We start from the raw sequence: 19,139 nt of genomic DNA, 5'->3' as shown, positions 1-19,139 counted from the left end.
CCACATGGGATGGGGGCCAGCCCAGACGCGATTAGTTGTTGTTGCGACCGACGGGGATGTTCATTTCATCCGCTTCGATGATGCGGACCAGATCGGGGATCGCCCAATCGACGTTGTCATCCACACGGATTTTGAAGTGCACCATGGATTGCAGCGCCTGATGGTCTTCGGGACGGAAGGTCATCGACCCTTTGGGCGTGTCCCAGGTCATGCCTTCCATCGCCTTGATCAGGTCTTCCGTCTCAAGGCTGTCGGCTGTTTCGATCGCTTTGACCGCCGCTAGTGCTGCCGCCATGCCGCCTGCGGTAAAGAAATCCGGCGGGCTGTCGAAACGTTCTTGGTGTGTTTTCACCAGCCATTCATTGATCGGATTGTCGTAGGCTTCGTAGTAGTAATACACCGCCCCTTCCAGACCGGGGAAACGCTTGTACGTCGGCAGAACCGGCAGGATATGCCCGCCCATCGAAATCTCGATACCATAGCGCGACGGGTCCAACGCCTGAATTTTGCCCGGTGCGTCGCCGCCACCCGCAATGTAGACGAGGATGACCTTGCGGCCTTCTTTGTCTTTCAGGGCGTTGAACATACGCTCGGCAGCGGCGGTAAAGTCTGCGGTGCCTTGGGGCACGTATTCTTCGCTCACCACCGTGGCACCAGTGCCATCAAGGGCGGCCTTGAACGCGGCAATACCGTCCTGACCAAAAGCGTAGTCTTCTGCGATGGTGGCGACGAACAGATTTTCGTCGGGTTGCAACGCAATCGCCTGCGCCTGCATGTCCATCGAAGAGTTGCGCGATGTCTTGAACACATAGCGGTTACTGTCTGGTCCGGTCAGGCTATCGGCCACCGCGGGTTCGACGATCAGAATTTTTTCGTATTCCTCGGCGATCGGCAACATCCCCAGGGCCACACCAGAAGAGGTCGATCCGATGGCCATCAGCACATCGTCATCGCCATATGCTTCGGCCAGTACGGCACGGGCGACGTCGGGTTTGAACTGGGTGTCCTTGATGATCAACTCAATCGGGTGTCCCTTGACGGTGTTGGTGCCGCCGGTGGCATATTCGATGCCCAGTTCAAATCCCGTCTGGGCCTGCTTGGAAAACGCTTCGAAACTGCTGCCCGACAGCCCGTGAACAAGAGCGATCTTGATCGGGTCTTCGGCCAAGGCCGCGCTTGCGAATGACGCAACACTCGCAGCCACGGCGGCGATCCGCGTGAATGTCTTCATGGTATCCTCCCTGAACGGGGCGCGGGCGCTGTTGCGCCGCGCATACCCGTCGTTTAGCTTGAAATTTGAGCATCCAGAATTAATGCAATCGGAGCAAGATGGTGGAAATACGTACCGAAGACTGCTTTCGGGACGGCGATTTTGCCGAACTGGCGTTCATCTATGCGCCCGTGGGGTTGGTGGTGACACAGAACCGCATGATCCGCGAATGCAACAACGCCTTTGCCCAGATGTTCGGCTATGCCCGCATCGACCTGCGCAACCAATTGTTTTCGGTGCTTTATCCGTCAGACGAGGAATTTGTGAACATCCGCGACAGAGGCGTCGTACAGCTGCGTGAAACCAACACGTATTGGGACGAACGGATCATGGCGCGCAAAGATGGCAGCCTGTTCTGGTGCCGGGTGCGCGGTCATTCGTTTACCCCAGAAACGCCGCTGGATCGCGCGGTCTGGAGCTTTGCCGACCTATCGGCTGATCGTCCTTACCTGCCGCTGACCCGGCGCGAGCGTGAAATATTGAGCCATCTGTCAGAAGGGCTGACAAGCAAGGAAATTGCGATCAAACTGGATATCTCGCATCGCACGGTCGAGGTGTACCGCGCCAAGTTGCTCAAGAAATTTGGGGTGAGCAATACGTCTGGGCTGTTTCATTCGCTGGGCGGAATCGACAGCGAACATGTCGTCTCGAAAAGCGCAATTTAGCGCTGATAGGACGGTTATTCGTCGTCGCAGTCGCAGTCGATTTCCGTCGTGTTCGCCACAGTAGGCGACGATGACATTTTCTGAGTACCGATCTGTAGCAACTGTTTCGCCATCAACATATCCGCTTTGGCGTACATGTCGTCGACGAATTTCAGTTCCAGTGGCGTGGGTGCAGGCTTGGATCGTGTCAACTCTTTAAGCATCTTATTTCCTTGATCTGGTGATTTTTTCATCGGAAGGCCTGATAGAAACGGTCCCAACAAAGGCTGGGCCATAACCATTCTACTTTAACGATTATCAGGTGGGATATTGGGCAAAGCCTGTGGGTGCTACGGGTAAACCCCTAGTCGTCGCAGCATCGCATTGTTCTGGTTAACAGAATATCGCGTGTCATCGCGCATTATCCTGACCGAAAGAGCGAAGCGGAGACAATGCCTATCGCGCTTCGCTGCGATATGCGGTGGCATAGGGGTTTCCCCTAATGGACATCTGCGGGCTTTCGTAGAATCATTTGGCAGGGTTGGGGGCTGTAATGAGTCTGATTTCAATATTCAGTCTGACAGTGCTGTGCCTATACACTGGCCTGGCGGTGATGATCTATCGGATGTCCGGCGACCGGCTGTTCAAGGTTGGGGCCTATGTCGCGTTTGCTACAAATTGCATGATCGCCGCGGCCCTATACTTGGCCTATACTCCGGGCGAATACCCGGTGTTTCAGCATCCCGCCGAAATTGCGCTGGTACTGCTAATACTGGGCATCCTGATTATTCTGGTCACACGCATCCGCGAGTTCAGAAGATTTGGCACGATCGTCGATCCGGTCACGGATGCTGGCAATCAGTTGCACAGCATGTTGAACTCGCTGCCGTTGCAAGCAGCCTATATTACGCCTGATTTTCGCTACGGCTTTGCCAATCGGGCGTATTGCAAGGTTCTGGGAAAACCACCGGCTCAGGTGATTGGGCAAAAACTGTCTTCGCTGATCCCTGACGACATTCTGCTCACGATCATGCCCAACCTCGAAAAGGCCATGTCCGGTCGACAGGTGACGTGGCATTTTGATTTTAGCCGCCCCGAGTTGGACCGTGAAAATGGATCTGCAACCTATTTGCCTGTGACCAAACGCAATCAGGTTATGGGCGTTTTGGTGGTTGTCATGGACCAGACGGAGCTTGAGAAGGCCGAGTACAACGTAGCAATTAGCGAAGCCAAGCGTGCGCTGGCCGCTGACGTTGCGGGCGTCGGTTATCTGGAATGGGATACGGACGGAACGCTCAAAGATATTTCCACCGAGGTGGAAAAGCTGCTTGATAGTGATGCGAATTTGATTTTCTCGCTGTGGCAACGCGGCGTGGGGAACAGCGATGGCGTCGAAACGGCGATGTCCGGTTTGGAGAACGACCAGATCGAGAACGTGCGTTTCGTAGCAAGAGACGGTCGAACGATCTATCTACGCGCCTGCCTGCGCCGACTGCCCACGACAAAAGGTGTCCGTCTGATTGCCGCAATTCAAGATGTCACAGATCACCAGCAAGCGATGACCGACCTTGCCGAAAGCGGCAGCCGATTTCGTGATTTCACCGAAAGCGCGACCGACTGGATCTGGGAAATGGACCCCGAGACACGCTTTACCTATCTGTCTGGCGGAAGTCAGGACGTGCCGGATGGCAGCAGCTTTTTCACATTGCACAAGACGATGGCCGAATGTGGCGTCGATACAACCGCGCTTGATTATGACGTTGTCCGCAGACGCCTTGCCGCACAGACGCCGTTCCGCAATCTGCGTGTGATGTTGCAACGCGACGACGGCAAGGTTCATCATGTCGACGTATCCGGTAAACCCTATTATGACAGCGACGGCGCGCTTGCCGGATTCAGGGGCACGTCGTTTGACCGTACCGAAATCGTCGCAGCAGAGTCGGAACGTAAAAGAGCCGTCGATGCGCTCGCTCTGGCGTTCGAGAAGATTTCCACCATCGTGGCGTTGTATGACAGCGAGGACCGGGTCGTATACTGCAACGAAAACTACCGTGCGAATTTCTTGCCAGGGGCGGTCAGCGGCGAGATTCTGGGTGAAAAATTCGAGACGCTGCATGAAAGGTTTTTCACCGGCGGAAAACTCGGTAAGCCAACGGACGGCAAAGAGCGTTGGGAACGCGCGCGCAAGAACCGCCGCGAGAACCCTGCGGATTTCACCCGCGTGCAGATGCCTGATGGCCGCTGGCTTGAGGTAACGGATTACGTCGTGGCAGACGGCAGCCTGCTGACGATCGCATCCGATATCACCAAAAGGGTGGCCAGCGAGGAAAAACTGCGCTCGCACGAAGCGGCGCTGCAACTGCTGAACCGGCGTGAAACCCTTGGACAGATGACCGCTTCGATCGCCCATGAACTTAACCAGCCTCTGGCTGCAATTCATAATTTTGCCGCAGGCTGTGTCCTGCGGGCAAAGAATAACCAGCTCAAGCGGGACGATATGATTGCCGTGCTGACAAATATGGTCAACCAGTCCGAACGCGCCAGTGCCATCCTGCGGTCAATGTCCACCTATCTTCACAGCAGCGATGCAGTGCGCGCCGATGTGCCCTTTGACGACATCCTGTCGGCGGTGAAACTGCTCATTCAGGCCGAAATAACGTCCTCCGGTGTTGATGTGATCTTTGACGACCACACCGGAGACGCCGTGTTGACCTGCGCCAAGATCGAGATCGAACAGTTATTGATCAATCTAATCAAGAACGGCATCGAGGCCTGTATTGAAGCCGGTCGCCCACATGCTCAAGTGCGCGTTGAAACGCGCTGCCAGGACGAAGTGATCACCATCGTCATGGCAGACGACGGCAACGGTTTTTGCGCCGGGATCAGCCCCGAAACAGCGTTTCAGGCCTTTAGGTCGACCAAAGAAAAGGGTTTGGGCGTTGGCTTGGCTATATGCGCGGCCATCGTGGATTCTCACGGCGGCAGCATCGAAATCACTAAATCCAATGAAAGCGGTGCGTGCCTGTCTGTGACGCTGCCGCTGGCAGGACAGGAATAGCATGAAAAGAAATTCTATCGTCTATGTTGTCGATGACGACGCTGCGGTCAGAGAGTCGCTGGTATGGCTGTTGGAATCGGTCGACATACACACGGTGGCGTTCGGGTCGGCGCTGGACTTTCTCGCAGCCTATGATGACAGTGGCGTGTCCTGTGTCGTCACCGACGTACGCATGCCGGGGATGAGCGGGCTTGAGTTGCAAAAAGCGATGATCGCGCGCCAGATCAAGGCGCCGATCATTCTGATGACAGCTTTTGGCGACGTAACCACTGCGGTCAAAGCGATGAAGGCCGGCGCCGTGGATTTCATCGAAAAACCCTTTTCCAATCAGGATATGCTGGACCTGATCAATACGGCTCTGTTGAAGGACGAGGCCCGGCGCGCTGCCAATGATGCAGAATCCGAAGCCGCTGAACTCCTCAGTCGGCTCACGCCGCAAGAGCACCGCGTGTTTCTGCTGGTCGCTGCGGGTAAATCAAACCGCGACATCGCTGCGGAGCTGCAGATTTCCATCAAGACCGTCGAAGTGCACCGTGCCCGCGTGATGCGCAAACTCGAAGCGGAGTCGGTCGCCCAGCTCGTCCGCTTTCATTTGGAAGCGTTTGATCTGACGAATCCTGAATAAATCAACCTACCTGTCATTGGAAATGGTGTTCTGGCCCACGATATAGCGGGCCAGCGGCGTGGCCGTGAACCCGTGCAGGATAACCGACAGGCCGACTGTCAACGTGACGCAGGCCAGCAGGTCCTCGGCACCCGAGAGGTTGTACTCTTCCAGGATGATCAGCGTAAAAAGAATGGATGCCAGTCCGCGCGGCCCGAACCAGCCAAGAAAGAGTTTGTCGCCGGCACGTATTCCGCTGCCCGTCAGAGATACGAAAATCGGCACCATGCGCACGAGGGTCAGGAACAGGACCGACAGCATTAGAACGCGCGGTGTGACATGCGCCAACCCCTCGGGTAGCAATAGCGCGCCAAACACCAGAAAGGCCGCCATTGTCAGCAACTGGCCCACATCGTCCATGAATTCGGTGATGAAGTGGATGTCGTGCCGATAACAATTGCCAAAGGTCATGCCCGCGACAAAGGCTGCGATAAATCCGTTGCCACCCAGATGCTCCGCGACAAGATAGCTGGCAAATGCGGTGCTCAGAAACACAATGCCCCCGGCCGCTTCGCCCATCCAGCCGCGCGTTTGGGCGATGTCGGTAGCCCGCGCCATGATCCAGCCAACTGCGATGCCCGCCAGCGGGCCAAGTACCACCTGACCCAGTGTATCCAGGGCGAGTGCGCCGGTATCAAAGTCAGTTGCGCTGGTACTGGCCAGGGTCGCGCCCAGCAGCACAAACGGCAGCGCCAATCCATCGTTGAGGCCGCTTTCGACATTGATCGTCTGGCTCAGTCGAAGCGGGAGATCATGGTTGGTGACGATGGCCTGCCCCAGGGCGGCGTCGGTTGGGGTCAATACCGCAGCGGTCAGCAGTGCCATGGCGATCCCCGCCGTTGGATCAAGCCAATAGGCCACGGCAGTGCCCAATGCCACGGTCAACGGCATACCGATGACCAGCATGCGGGCTGGCAGCTGCCAATTCGCCCGCAGCTTGGCAAAGCGCACGTGGCTGGCATCGGCAAAAAGGATCAGGATCAGGGTCACCTCAGCCAGCAGACGCTTGCCCTGATCAATCAGGGCCGGGTCCGTATGCCGCGCCACCGGTTCGGCCAATGCCAGCCCCAGACCGGAAAACAGGATCGGCAGTGTCAGGATACTACGGGAAATGACATCGCTCAGCAGGGCGTAGAGGGCAAAGGCCGCTAGGATGACAAGCAGCAATAGGGTGGGTGACGTCATGGTATCCCTTTGCGCAATACGGCCCTGAACGGACCAGATCACGGACAGTATGGCGTCGGACAGGGGCAAATGCCAAGGGGTCAGGCAGCCCGCGCGCCACGAGGGGGGAGGCGCGCGGGCAGGGTCCGGCGGTACAGGGACAGGAGCATAGCCGCCGGGGGGGACGTGGGCTTACGCTGGCTTGGGTTTCAGCGCGCCCACGGTCACGTCGATGGTCTGCTCTGCGCCTTTGCGCAGCACCACCACCTTGGTTGCTTCGTCCGGCGTGGACGTGGCGACGGCTCGGGTCAGGTCACGCAGGTCGTTCACTTCTGTTTCGCCAAACGACAGGATGATATCGCCCGCTTTCAACCCCGCATTTGCGGCAGGGCTGTCGGCACTCACGGCTTCGATTACAGCGCCCTTGGGGCTGTCATAGCCCAGCACGTTCGCCACTTCGGGCGACATCGGCCGGATTTGGACGCCCAGCCAGCCGCGTTCGACCGATCCATCATCGGCCAGATCGGCCACCACGGTCTGCACCAGATCAGACGGCACAGAGAACCCGATGCCGACCGACCCGCCACCGGGCGACAGGATCGCAGTGTTCACACCCACGACCTCGCCTGCGTTGTTAAATAGTGGGCCGCCGGAATTTCCCCGGTTAATGGCAGCATCCGTCTGGATAAAGTCATCGAACGGGCCCGACTGGATATCGCGCGACAATGCGGACACGATGCCCGACGTCACTGTGCCACCAAGGCCAAAGGGGTTCCCCACAGCCACGACTTCGTCGCCGACGCGCAGCGACTTGGAAGTGCCGAATGCCACCATCGGCAGATCAACATCCGCCGTTATCTTGAGCAGGGCGATATCTGTCATGGCATCACTGCCCACCACTTCGGCTGCAAAACTGCGGCCATCGGCAAGCTTGACCGTTACGGTATCGGCCCCCGCCACAACGTGATGGTTGGTCACGATCTGACCGTCTGCCGAGATGATAAAGCCGGACCCAAGCCCTTGCTGCGGCACCGCACCCGCGCCGTCCTGACCGGGCAGCATGTGTTCGAACCGGCGGCGCAGCTCTTCGGGCATGCCCTGCGGCAATTGGTGCTGCATATCGACCTTCTGCGCTGTCGCCGTGACTTCGATAAAGACCACAGCGGGCGAAACGGCTTCGACCAGATCGGCATAGCCGCCGGGGGGCACCGCCATCGCTGCCGAGGGGGCCAGCGCCAGCATCGGGGTGCTAACCAGTGCCGCGCTTAACGCAAGGGCGGCGGCGCGGGGGGTCTTGGATAGGGTGATCTGCATGTAAATGCTCCTTGCATCTGATGTTGTGAACGACAAATGGGGGGCGCGCATAACATCCGCGTCGCCTGCGCTATACAAATTTGTAAGGATCGCACGGGATGGCTGCGGCGGCGCGCGAATTGCTTTAGACATTGGGCGACCCTACATAGCGAGCACCATGAGACTGTTGATTGTCGAAGATGACACCACCACCAGCACCTACATCGCACGCGGATTGCGCGAAGAGGGGCATGTGGTCGATGTAGTTGCCACCGGGCGTGACGGTTTGGTGCAGGCGACTGCCGGTGCATATGACGTTCTGATCGTGGATCGGATGCTGCCCGAACTTGACGGGCTTGCCCTGGTGAAAACCCTGCGCGGGGCGGGCAACGCCACGCCGGTTCTGCTGCTGACGTCTATGGGCGCGGTGCAGGACCGGATCGAAGGGCTGACAGCCGGGGCAGATGATTATTTGGTCAAACCCTTTGCTTTTGGCGAACTTTCGGCACGTGTCGGTGCGCTGGCCCGCCGTCCGCAGGCGCTCGATCAGGAAACGACCCTGCGTGTGGGTGACCTTTGCGTCGATCTGATCTCGCGTCGGGTGACGCGGGCGGGGCAGGAGATTGATCTGTTACCGCGCGAATTTGCCCTGCTGGAACATCTGCTGCGGCGCAAGGGCCGGGTGCAGACCCGCACGATGCTGCTGGAATCGGTCTGGGATATCTCTTTTGACCCGATGACCAACGTGGTGGAGACCCATATCAGCCGCCTGCGCGCCAAGGTTGACCGCCCATTCGACACTGAGCTGATCCAGACCGTACGGGGCGCCGGCTACAGGATCGACGGGTGACCGCGCGGCTTGCCCAGCTCTGGCGCTCCATGCCGCTGCGCTTGGCGCTTTTGCTGGTGGTGCTATTCACCGGGGCCAGCCTGCTGAGCCTTGCTGCCAGTTACGCAGTCACTCAGCGTTCATTCGAACAGGCCATTCGCGCCGATCTGGCGCAGGACATGGCAGGGTTCCGCGCCGCGCCGGGTGCCCGCGCGCTGGCACAGTTGGTCGAGGCGGAATCGCGTGCAACCGATCCGGGCCGCTTGATCCTAAGCTATATCGCCCCGGATGGCCGGATTTATGGCAACGGAGCCATCGCCCGCGATGACGAGGGGTATCACATCGTGTCGCTGGATGCCGCGCGCACGCCCTACAGCGGGGTGTATCTCACCCTGACCGATACGCTTTACGGTGGTCTGCTGACCATTGCCCGCAGCCGCGCCGAAATCGAAGCGCTGCGTGTGGTCTTTGTGAACATCCTGTTGGTCAGCCTGCTGCCCACCGCGCTGATCGCGCTGTCAGGTGGGTTGATCCTCGCGCGCAGGTCCAAACGCCACGTCGAGGTGATACGCCGCACGCTTGACGATCTGACCACCGGCGATCTGGCCGCGCGGGTACTGGTCGGGCCGCGCTGGTCGGATGATCTGATGCGCATCGGCGACACGGTGAACCAGATGGCGCAGGCGCAGGAGGCATCGGTGGCGGCCCTGCGTCAGGTGTCACTTGATATCGCCCATGATCTCAAGACGCCGATACAGCGGGTATCGGTGCATCTGGATGATCTGGCCCGTGCCGAAGCGACGGGCGGGGATCGGGCGCAGCCCATCGCCCGCGCCCGCGCCGAACTGGACGGTATCGCCGAGATATTTCAGGCCCTGCTGCAATTGGCGCAGGTCGAAAGCGGCGATGCGCGGGCGCATTTTAAAGCGGTTGATCTGACGGACCTTTGCCAGGTGATGACTGACCTGTTCGAACCAACTGCCAGCGATCTAAACAAGGCGTTGATAGCTGATCTGCCGGATCATCCGGTGCAGCTGCTGGGCGACCGCACCTTGCTTGGGCAACTGCTGACAAACTTGATCGAAAATGCGTTGCACCACGGCACCGGCGGCAACCGCGTGACCATCACAGTGCAACAGACGCCGCAACATGTGCGCCTGGTCGTCGCCGACAATGGGCCGGGCATCCCACCCGACATGCGCGACAAAGTGTTGCAGCGCCTGTTCCGAATGGATGCCAGCCGGAACACGCCGGGGCATGGGTTGGGCCTCGCACTTGTGGCGGCTGTGGCCAAGCTGCACGGGGCGACGATGGAATTGCAGGACAACGCGCCGGGGCTGCGGGTGGTTGTAGATTTTACCGACTGACCCCTGACGCCGGGGCGCTGCGGCAATTTGGCCTGTGCAGCGCCGGGTCACGCCCCATATATAAGCCTAAACCAATTGTTGAGGGTTTGATCATGTTTGAAGGCTACACCGCCGAACTTCTGGCGCGGGTGCAATTTGCGTTCACGATTTCATTCCACATAATCTTTCCGGCATTTTCCATCGGCCTGGCCAGCTTTCTGGCGGTGATCAATGCGCGCTGGTTGTGGACGCGGGACGAAACCTTTCTCAAACTGTTCAACTACTGGAAAAAGATATTTGCCGTCGCCTTCGGCATGGGGGTCGTGTCGGGCATCGTGATGTCTTACCAGATCGGCACCAACTGGTCGGTTTTCTCCGACAAGGCAGGGCCGGTTGTTGGCCCCTTGATGGCCTACGAGGTGCTGTCGGCATTTTTCCTTGAGGCCGGGTTTTTGGGCATTATGCTGTTTGGTCGTCGCCGGGTGGGTGACGGGCTTCATATGTTTGCCACGGCGATGGTTGCGCTGGGCACATTGGCGTCTGCCACCTGGATTCTGTCGGTTAACAGCTGGATGCAGACCCCCGCAGGCTTTGCCATCAACGATGTGGGTCAGTTCGTGCCGCGCGATTGGTGGCAGATCGTGTTCAACCCGTCATTCCCGTATCGCCTCGTGCATATGGTGCTGGCGGCCTACCTGACCACGGCCTTGGTCGTGGGGGCGGTGGGGGGGCTGCACCTGCTGCGCGATCGCGCCGATGCCGCTGCCCGAAGGATGTTCTCGATGGCGATGTGGATGCTGGTGCTGGTGACGCCGCTGCAAATCGCTGCGGGGGACGTACACGGGCTGAACACGCTTGAACACCAGCCCGTCAAAGTGATGGCAATGGAAGGGCATTTCGATAGCCATGACCACGGCGCGCCGCTGATCCTGTTCGGCATCCCCAACACGGCTGAAAAACGCATCGACTATGCGATAGAAATCCCGAAACTGTCCTCTCTGATCCTCAAACACGATTTGAACGCGCCTCTGGCAGGGCTCGACACAATCCCCGATGAGGACGAGCCGCCAGTGGCAATTGTCTTTTGGTCCTTCCGCATCATGATTGCGCTGGGCTTTGCCATGCTCGGTCTGGGCCTTTGGGGACTGTTGGCGCGCCTGCGCGGGCGGTTGTTCGCGGCGCCCATGCTGCACCGTGCGGCGCTGGTGATGGGCCCCGCTGGCTTTGTCGCCGTGCTGGCGGGCTGGATCACGACCGAAGTCGGGCGCCAGCCCTTTACCGTTTACGGGTTGCTGCGCACGTCTGACAGTCTCGCGCCCGTGGCGGCACCCGCGGTGGCAGCCTCGCTCATTGCCTTCATCGTGGTGTACTTTTTCGTCTTTGGTGCGGGAACTTGGTACATCCTTGCGATGATGCGCAAACCGGTGCGTGATCACGTGCTGGAAGACGAACGTGACGACGCACAAGAAGACGGGCCGCTTGTGGCTGTTGGCGAAGAAGCGGCCGTGCGCGGTAAACCGGGAGAGGATTGATATGTTTGGACTGGAACTTTCATTCATCTGGGCGGGCATCATCGCCGGGGCGGTGCTGATCTATGTCATCCTTGACGGCTTCGACCTGGGTGTGGGTCTGCTGTTTCCGCTGACCAAGGACGAAGGCGAGCGCAACGTGATGATGAATTCGGTCGCCCCGATCTGGGACGGCAACGAGACCTGGCTGGTTCTGGGGGGCGGCGGACTTTTTGCGGTGTTCCCGCTGGCCTATGCGGTCGTGATGCCGGCACTTTATCTCCCGATCATTTTGATGCTGTTGGGACTGATCTTTCGGGGTGTGGCGTTCGAATACCGCTGGCGCGCAAAACGGTGGAAGCCGTTGTGGGATATGGCCTTTTTCGGCGGCTCACTGGTGGCCTCCTTTTGTCAGGGTATCGCACTTGGCGCGCTGGTGCAGGGGATCGAGGTTGAAAACCGCGCCTATGCCGGGGGCTGGTGGGATTGGCTGACGCCGTTTTCCCTGCTGACCGGGGTCGCGCTGACGCTGGGCTACGCCATGTTGGGCGCGACTTGGCTGAACATGAAACTTGAGGGGCGTATCCAAAGCCACATGCGCCGGCTGGCCTGGCCTTTTGCCATCGCGACCCTGATCCTGATGGCGTTGGTCAGCTTGTGGACCCCGTTCAAAGATGCCGTCTATTTCGAGCGCTGGTTCGCCTGGCCCACAGCCCTGTTCAGCGGCGTGGTGCCGGTGCTGGTCGCGCTGACCGCCTTGGGCATGTTGCGCGGCCTGCAAAAGCAACGCGACGTACAGCCGTTTCTCTGCGCGTTGGCGCTGTTCGTGTTGGGCTTTATCGGTATCGGGATCAGCTTTTATCCGCATATCGTGCCCCCCGGCCTGACCATCGTCGAGGCGGCGGCGCCTGATGAAAGCCTTGCCTTTACGCTGGTTGGTACGCTGGTGCTGCTGCCGATGATCCTAGGCTATACCGCCTATGCCTACTGGGTGTTTCGCGGCAAGATTGACCCTGATGAAGGCTATCACTGATGCGACACTGGATGTCCCGCGTCGGATGGTTCGTCCTGATCTGGCTGGCCAGTGTCGCGGCGCTGGGGCTGGTGGCCTACGGCATCCGCTCGATCATCATGCCCTAACGCTGTCTTACCCCGCTTGTGCTATTGCGCGGCTTTTGTCCGTGTCGCGTTGGGCCGCGATGGCCTTGGCCAATGTCTCGCCGATTTCATGGCTCACCGTGATGCCCTGTGCAAAGGGGTGGCGGTGCAGGATATAGGGCAGCGACGCGCAATAGATCCCCGGCCAAATGCCCTTGTCCGTGTTCACGCGAAAACAGTCGTCCAGCGGCACAGCTGCATCGGGGTCCAGATCAAGCTGGTCCAGCAAGGTGGGGAATGGCAGGTCGCCGGCATTCAGTGCCCGCTGTCCCCGCGCGTCCACAAAATACGCAAAGCTTCGGCTCGCCTTGTCCCAGCGCACTTGGGTGCGCGCCTTTTCGGGTGAATGCTTGATCTTTGCGGTATCGCCAATTGCCTGAACCTCCAGCACACCCGCTTTGCCGAGCGCAAGCAGACGGCGGATGGTCTGTGGTGGGACAGCGGCGTAGTTGTCGATGAACACCGGCGCAATGGCCCGGTGGAATCGCGCCCGCTCGGCGTCCGAAAGTCCGGGTACAAACGGGGCCACGGCCTCGTGCAGGCGCAGTATGGCATAACGCCATGGTACGGTGGTCTGGCTTTGATAGTTTTTGTCGACCTCCGCCAAATTGGCGGCGGCCAGCACAAATGGGTCCTGATCAATGCGGTCCGCAAAGTAGGCATCTGCGAAGTCGTCGGCACGTAAGGATGCCAAGCCGATGTGCAGTGCGTAGGCGGGGTCAGCGGCGCCTAATTCCTCGCGGATCAGGGCAAAGATATCGTCGACTGTATAAGAGGTCGCGGCCAAATCAGCCAGACGCTCGGGTGTGCAGTGATCAAGCGGAAGGTGGGGCAACTCACACCAGAAATCTGCCTCGGGCAGCAGGCCTTTGCGCGACATCAGAACAATGCGCAGTTTCTTTGCGGCGTCTGGGCTGGGTTGATAGACGGTCCCGCCGTCTTCGAATTGCCCGTGTGCCGCCGCGATCCCCAGCGCCGTGTCGATCCCGCTGAGCGATGAGCCCAGAACACCGACCCGCGCGGCTGGAATATTGCGCAGCTTGGCCGAGGGCCAGGGCGAGGCATAATATCCTGTTTCTGCGTGGTCCTCGGGCCATTCATGCCCCGTCGCCAGAACCACCTGATCGGCTTGCGCCGCGTGGATATTGCCGCCCTGACGAAAGGTAACGCGGTATCCTTTGCCGAGACGCACCACATCGACAGCGTGGGCATTGTTCAAGATCGTCACGTCATGGCCCGCCGCTTCGGCACCTTTCGCAAGTGTGCCCAACTGGCTGCGCAGATAGGCCCCCAGCAGAACGCGTGGAAAGAAATGCCGCGCGTGCAGGTCTGCCTGCCTGATGCCCAGATGGCCCAGCACTTCGTCGGGTAATGTTTCGATCCACGCCAGAAAGGTCTGGCAGATCGGGGGGATTTCGATGCTGGCGATATTGCTCAGCATGACCACATCGGTGTCATCAGGTCGAAAGGGCATACCCGTGCCGCTTTGGCTTTCACGCTCGATTACGGTGATGGCCAACCCGGCGGGCTGGGCAAGTAAGGCCGCAAGGGTATAGAGCGACGTGGGGCCGGAACCGACAAGAACAACGTTGTGCATGATATATATCCAATGCCGTCATCAATGCGGCTGCGACGGGTGTAACTGGCTAACTTGACGTCGGCGCATTTGGTTCCATGAGGGGTTGCTAAACGGGCCGCGCTTGCGGCAACTGTTGCACGATAATCGAAAAAGGAAGCCCCCCATGCGCGCCATGCAAGTCACAGCCTATGATCAGCCCCTGACCATGCAGGACCTAGAGATGCCGGTGCCGGGCCAAGGGCAAGTTCTGGTTCAGATTGACACCTGCGGGCTGAATTTTGGCGACCTGCTGATCATCAAAGGGACCTATCAGGAAAAACCACCCTTGCCCTTTACGCTAGGCATGGAGCTGGCCGGCACGATCACCGCCGTGGGCGCTGGGGTTGATCACCTGAAAAAGGGCCAGCGCGTTGCGGCCTATACCGGGTTTGACGGGCTGGCTGAATATGCGGCCATCCCGGCCGAGGTCTGCGTGCCGCTGCCCGATGAAATGGGCGCGGTTGATGCCGCGGCCTTCCTGATTGCCTATGGCACCAGCCATGTGGCGCTGGACTACAAGGCGCGGCTGCAAAAGGGCGAGCGGTTGTTGGTGCTGGGCGCGTCTGGCGGCGTGGGTCTGACGGCGGTTGAACTGGGCAAACTGATGGGGGCCGAGGTCATCGCCGTTGCGCGCGGCAAGGACAAGCTGGCGGTGTGCAAGGCCGCCGGGGCGGACCACCTGATTGATTCCGAAACCGACGATATCCGCGAGGCGGTCAAGGCATTGGGCGGCGCCGATGTGGTCTATGACCCGGTTGGCGGTGACCAGTTCAAGGCTGCCATGCGCGCCTGCAACCCCGAAGCGCGCCTGATCCCGCTTGGCTTTGCCAGCGGTGACATCCCCCAAATTCCCGCGAACATCTTGCTGGTCAAGAACCTGACCGTGCTCGGCTTTTACTGGGGCGGTTATGCGCGGATAAAACCGTCCGTGCTCACCGACAGTTTCGCAACGCTGATCGACTGGTATGTCGCCGGAAAGCTAAAGCCGCACGTCAGCAATGTCCTCCCGCTGGAGCAGGCAAACGATGCGCTGTCACTTTTGCGCGATCGCAAGGCAACCGGCAAGGTGGTGGTGCAGGTCGCCCGTTGACCACGATCGGGCAGGGGCCGTGGCCCCGGCCGCGCTGGACATATTTGGCAAGGTAAAGCTGGCAGTGGCTTCGGCGCGATAATGGGCGGGTCAATCAGTACCGTCTGTTGCCCTGGGCGCGGGTGACGCGCAGGGATTTCTGGCGCTCTCGCAGAAAGACGAACAGCCCCGCTGCCAGGATCAGGGCAATGCCCACCCAGACCTCCCAACTCGGCAGGTCACCAAATATGATAAATCCCCAGAACACCGCCAGCGGCAGGCCGATATATTCAAACGGGGCCACAGTGGCAGCATCGCCCATGCGGTAGGCCTGGCTGAGGCAATAGCCGATGATCGCGACGTTGAGGCCAAGGATGGCAAACACCCACAGATCACCCTGTTCGGGCCAGATCCACGCCCGCAGCAAAAATTGCAGCGGCGCGGCGCTGTTTGCGTCGATAAACCGTCCGTCGCCTGCAACGATGAAAAAGGTCAGCGACACCACGACAAAAACCAGCTGAATGTATACGGATAGCACCGACGCCTTTGTGGTGACCCCCAGCTTGCGCGTCATCAACTGGTTCAGCGCATAAGTCAGCGCCGCGAGCACCGGGAGCAGCAGCACCAGCCGCGAGGCGTGCAGGCTGGCGTCGCTGGCCCAGGGACGCTGCATGATCATCACGCCGACAAACCCCACAATCACCGCCCCAAGCCGCAGGGGCCCCACCTTTTCCTTTAAGATCGGGATCGACAGCAGCGTGATGAAAAGCGGCGCGGCAAAAAACAAGGCCGTCGCCTCGGCCAAGGGCAGCACCGCGAGGGCCAGGAAAAATGACATGTTGGAAATCACCACGAGGGTGCCGCGCAACAGATGCATACCGGGCTGGCGCGTTTTCAGCAGGTGCAGCCCGCCTTCCATCTGGACGAGGGCCAGCCCCAAAAGGATGCCAACAGCCGAGCGTGTGAAAACGATCTGGTGCAGGGGATAGCCCCCCGACAGCCGTTTGATCAGCATGTCATTGACTGAAATCGCAGCCACACCGGCCAGAACAAACAGGATCGCCAGTCCGGCGCGGCTTTGGGGAGAGGTGTTCATCGCCAAGACCTATCAGGTCGCGGGGGAAGGTCCAGAAGGTTTGGGATTGGTGCCGCCAAAAAAAGCGGCTAGGTTCACCGCGATGACTTACGCCGAAGGGGGCCTCCGATGCAGATGACCGACACCCGCCAGATTGCCGCAACCCCAGCAGAGGTCTATGCCGCGCTGCTGGACCCTCAGATGCTGCAAAAATGCGTGCCGGGCGCGCAGGACGTGTCTGGCTCGGTCGAGGAAGGCTATGAGGCGACTGTGGTGCAAAAGGTGGGCCCGGTTAAGGCAACGTTTAAGGGGCAGGTGACTCTGTCTGATCTTGTCCCCGACACGTCACTCAAGATCAGTGGTGAAGGCAAGGGCGGGGCCGCAGGGTTTGCTAAGGGCGGCGCAGAGGTGCGACTGGCCGCAAAGGACGGCGGCACCGCGTTGAGCTATGACGTGGAGGCCAAGGTTGGCGGCAAACTTGCGCAACTGGGCAGTCGCATCATTGATGGCTTTGCCAAGAAGATGGCGGATCAGTTCTTTGACAACTTGCAAGCCTCGCTAGAAGGCCCGGCTGACGACGGCACCATCGAAGAAGCAGCGCCGGTCAAAAAGGGCTGGTTCGGTAAGACAAAGGACTGAACTACTCTGTTCACTTCTGTCGAACCGGGTTAGATTGCCCGCTTGAAAAGAGCGGAGCCATCATGCCGACAATTGTGAATATCAAAAACCTGCGCAAATCTTATGCGGGTGGTTTTGAGGCGCTGAAAGGCGTCGATCTGGAAATCGAAGAGGGTGAAATCCTGGCCCTGTTGGGGCCGAATGGCGCGGGCAAGACCACGCTGATTTCCACTATCTGCGGCATCACCACCCCCACCAGCGGTAGCGTGACGGTGGGTGGGCATGACATCATCACCGATTTCCGCGCCGCGCGCAGCATGATCGGGCTGGTCCCACAAGAGATCAACCTCGAACCCTTTGAAAAGGTAATCAACACCCTGCGTTTTTCGCGCGGGTTGTTTGGCCGCCCGGCCGACGACGCCGCGCTGGAAAAGGTACTGCGGCAACTCTCGCTGTGGGACAAGAAAGACAGCCAGATCCGCGCGCTGTCCGGCGGCATGAAGCGCCGTGTGCTGATTGCCAAGGCGCTGGCCCATGATCCGCGCGTGTTGTTCCTAGATGAACCCACTGCCGGGGTCGATGTGGAGCTGCGCAAGGACATGTGGAAAATCGTGGCTGGGCTCAAGGCCGATGGCGTGACGATCATCCTGACCACCCACTACATCGAAGAAGCCGAAGCAATTGCCGACCGCGTTGGCGTCATCGCAAACGGCGAACTGATGCTGATCGAGGAAAAGAAAACACTGATGGCGCGCATGGGCAAAAAGCAGTTGGAGGTGCAGCTGACGGCACCGATCACGACCCTGCCTGCCGCGCTGACATCGGATGCGCTGCAATTGTCCGACGACGGGCTGACCCTGATCTATTCCTACGACACCAACGCCGAGCGCACGGGTATCACCAAACTGTTGGCCGACGTTGCCGCCAGCGGGCTGGTGCTGCGTGACGTGGCAACACGGCAAAGCAGTCTGGAAGATATTTTTGTCGATCTTCTGCACGAGGAGGACGCGGCATGAATTGGATCGCAGTCAAATCAATCTATGCCTTTGAGATGGCGCGCTTTTTCCGCACTATCGCGCAGAGCATCATTTCCCCCGTTCTGTCGACTTCGCTGTATTTCGTGGTCTTCGGCGCCGCCATCGGCAGCCGTATCCAAGAGGTCGAAGGCGTGAGCTATGGCGCTTTCATCGTGCCGGGGCTGATCATGCTCAGCGTGATTACGCAGTCCATTTCAAACGCATCCTTCGGCATCTATTTCCCGAAATTCATCGGCACCGTGTTCGAACTGCTTTCGGCACCGATTAACTTTCTTGAGATCGTGATCGGCTATGTGGGGGCGGCGGCAACCAAGGCGTTGTTCATCGGGGTCATTATCCTCATCACGGCGTTCTTCTTTGTCGATATCTCGATCGCGCATCCCATCGCCATGGTGCTGTTCCTCGTACTGACCTGCATCAGCTTCTCGCTGATGGGTTTTATCATTGGCATCTGGGCGGGCAGCTTTGAACAATTGCAACTGGTCCCCCTGCTGATCGTGACGCCCTTGGTGTTTCTGGGCGGTTCCTTCTATTCGATCTCGATGTTGCCGCCGGTTTGGCAGGTCATTTCGCACTTCAACCCGGTGGTCTATCTGATCTCGGGTTTTCGCTGGGCTTTCTTTGGCTCTGCCGATGTGCCGATCGTCACCAGCCTTCTGGCAATCGGGCTTTTCACCGGTCTGTGCCTTGGCGTGATCTGGTGGATTTTCCGCACCGGCTGGCGCATCCGTCAGTGACGAAACGGTAATCTTCCGCCCCCGTCTTGTTTGCAAGGCGGGGGCGTTCTA

The 19,139-nt window shown here is 59.3% G+C and carries 18 protein-coding genes; 12 read left to right on the top strand and 6 right to left on the bottom strand.

All coding sequences use genetic code 11. The annotated features are described in order from the left end of the window. Positions 1–31 precede the first annotated feature (31 nt). A complete protein-coding gene (locus tag AC1965_RS15170; protein ID WP_483884684.1) occupies positions 32–1,231 on the bottom strand; it encodes a substrate-binding domain-containing protein in 1,200 nt (399 codons plus the stop codon). Between the two features lie 98 nt (positions 1,232–1,329). Here AC1965_RS15170 and AC1965_RS15165 point away from each other — a divergent pair, with 98 nt between their 5' ends. Further along, entirely contained in the window at positions 1,330–1,935 is a 606-nt protein-coding gene (locus AC1965_RS15165) for a LuxR C-terminal-related transcriptional regulator (RefSeq protein WP_483884683.1), read from the top strand. 14 nt (positions 1,936–1,949) lie between these two features. On the opposite strand, the gene AC1965_RS15160 is transcribed toward AC1965_RS15165, so the two are convergent. Then, entirely contained in the window at positions 1,950–2,138 is a 189-nt protein-coding gene (locus AC1965_RS15160) for a hypothetical protein (protein WP_483884682.1), read from the bottom strand. A gap of 329 nt (positions 2,139–2,467) precedes the next feature. Here AC1965_RS15160 and AC1965_RS15155 point away from each other — a divergent pair, with 329 nt between their 5' ends. Beyond that, positions 2,468–4,972 carry a PAS domain-containing sensor histidine kinase gene (locus AC1965_RS15155; protein WP_483884681.1) on the top strand — a complete coding sequence of 835 codons (2,505 nt, stop codon included), beginning with the start codon at positions 2,468–2,470 and terminating at the stop codon, positions 4,970–4,972. Between the two features lies 1 nt (position 4,973). Further along, positions 4,974–5,597: a response regulator transcription factor gene (locus AC1965_RS15150; RefSeq protein ID WP_483884680.1), complete on the top strand. Its 624-nt coding sequence runs from the start codon at positions 4,974–4,976 to the stop codon at positions 5,595–5,597. A gap of 6 nt (positions 5,598–5,603) precedes the next feature. On the opposite strand, the gene AC1965_RS15145 is transcribed toward AC1965_RS15150, so the two are convergent. Both AC1965_RS15145 and AC1965_RS15140 read right to left on the bottom strand, forming a co-directional pair. Continuing rightward, on the bottom strand, positions 5,604–6,821 hold the full coding sequence (locus tag AC1965_RS15145; RefSeq protein WP_483884679.1) for a cation:proton antiporter: 1,218 nt from the start codon (positions 6,819–6,821) through the stop codon (positions 5,604–5,606). A gap of 171 nt (positions 6,822–6,992) precedes the next feature. Then, positions 6,993–8,114, bottom strand: coding sequence for a Do family serine endopeptidase (locus AC1965_RS15140; protein WP_483884678.1), 1,122 nt, complete (start codon positions 8,112–8,114; stop codon positions 6,993–6,995). Positions 8,115–8,271: 157 nt separating this feature from the next. On the opposite strand from AC1965_RS15140, the gene AC1965_RS15135 reads away from it, so the two are divergent. From AC1965_RS15135 to AC1965_RS15115, 5 genes are all read left to right on the top strand, one after another. Continuing rightward, positions 8,272–8,943, top strand: coding sequence for a winged helix-turn-helix domain-containing protein (locus AC1965_RS15135; RefSeq protein ID WP_483884677.1), 672 nt, complete (start codon positions 8,272–8,274; stop codon positions 8,941–8,943). Further along, positions 8,940–10,289, top strand: coding sequence for a sensor histidine kinase (locus AC1965_RS15130; RefSeq protein WP_483884676.1), 1,350 nt, complete (start codon positions 8,940–8,942; stop codon positions 10,287–10,289). Before AC1965_RS15135 ends, AC1965_RS15130 begins: the two co-directional genes overlap by 4 nt. A gap of 92 nt (positions 10,290–10,381) precedes the next feature. Further along, the gene (locus tag AC1965_RS15125) at positions 10,382–11,800 is read left to right on the top strand and encodes a cytochrome ubiquinol oxidase subunit I (protein ID WP_483884675.1); all 1,419 of its coding nucleotides are present in this window, start codon (positions 10,382–10,384) and stop codon (positions 11,798–11,800) included. A 1-nt stretch (position 11,801) separates the two neighbouring features. Further along, positions 11,802–12,809 (top strand): cytochrome d ubiquinol oxidase subunit II, encoded by a 1,008-nt coding sequence (gene cydB, locus AC1965_RS15120; RefSeq protein WP_483884674.1) that lies wholly within the window; start codon positions 11,802–11,804, stop codon positions 12,807–12,809. Continuing rightward, positions 12,809–12,916, top strand: a complete 108-nt coding sequence (locus tag AC1965_RS15115) for a DUF2474 family protein (RefSeq protein ID WP_483884673.1) — start codon at positions 12,809–12,811, stop codon at positions 12,914–12,916. The genes cydB and AC1965_RS15115 overlap by 1 nt, the downstream gene beginning before the upstream one ends. Positions 12,917–12,923: 7 nt before the next feature. Here AC1965_RS15115 and AC1965_RS15110 read toward each other — a convergent pair whose 3' ends face one another. Continuing rightward, on the bottom strand, positions 12,924–14,531 hold the full coding sequence (locus AC1965_RS15110; RefSeq protein ID WP_483884672.1) for an FAD/NAD(P)-binding protein: 1,608 nt from the start codon (positions 14,529–14,531) through the stop codon (positions 12,924–12,926). A gap of 145 nt (positions 14,532–14,676) precedes the next feature. On the opposite strand from AC1965_RS15110, the gene AC1965_RS15105 reads away from it, so the two are divergent. Beyond that, positions 14,677–15,642 carry an NADPH:quinone oxidoreductase family protein gene (locus AC1965_RS15105; protein WP_483884671.1) on the top strand — a complete coding sequence of 322 codons (966 nt, stop codon included), beginning with the start codon at positions 14,677–14,679 and terminating at the stop codon, positions 15,640–15,642. A 94-nt stretch (positions 15,643–15,736) separates the two neighbouring features. On the opposite strand, the gene AC1965_RS15100 is transcribed toward AC1965_RS15105, so the two are convergent. Next, a complete protein-coding gene (locus tag AC1965_RS15100; protein ID WP_483884670.1) occupies positions 15,737–16,717 on the bottom strand; it encodes a DMT family transporter in 981 nt (326 codons plus the stop codon). 108 nt (positions 16,718–16,825) lie between these two features. On the opposite strand from AC1965_RS15100, the gene AC1965_RS15095 reads away from it, so the two are divergent. From AC1965_RS15095 to AC1965_RS15085, 3 genes are all read left to right on the top strand, one after another. After that, the gene (locus tag AC1965_RS15095; RefSeq protein WP_483884669.1) at positions 16,826–17,335 is read left to right on the top strand and encodes an SRPBCC family protein; all 510 of its coding nucleotides are present in this window, start codon (positions 16,826–16,828) and stop codon (positions 17,333–17,335) included. A 62-nt stretch (positions 17,336–17,397) separates the two neighbouring features. Continuing rightward, positions 17,398–18,330: an ABC transporter ATP-binding protein gene (locus tag AC1965_RS15090; protein ID WP_483884668.1), complete on the top strand. Its 933-nt coding sequence runs from the start codon at positions 17,398–17,400 to the stop codon at positions 18,328–18,330. Beyond that, positions 18,327–19,088, top strand: coding sequence for an ABC transporter permease (locus AC1965_RS15085; protein WP_483884667.1), 762 nt, complete (start codon positions 18,327–18,329; stop codon positions 19,086–19,088). Before AC1965_RS15090 ends, AC1965_RS15085 begins: the two co-directional genes overlap by 4 nt. Positions 19,089–19,139: the final 51 nt, after the last annotated feature.

This window comes from Sulfitobacter sp. KMM 9851, assembly GCF_057178245.1.
The sequence above is the reverse complement of the archived record's forward strand: the minus strand, read 5'-3'. Positions and strand labels throughout refer to the sequence as shown.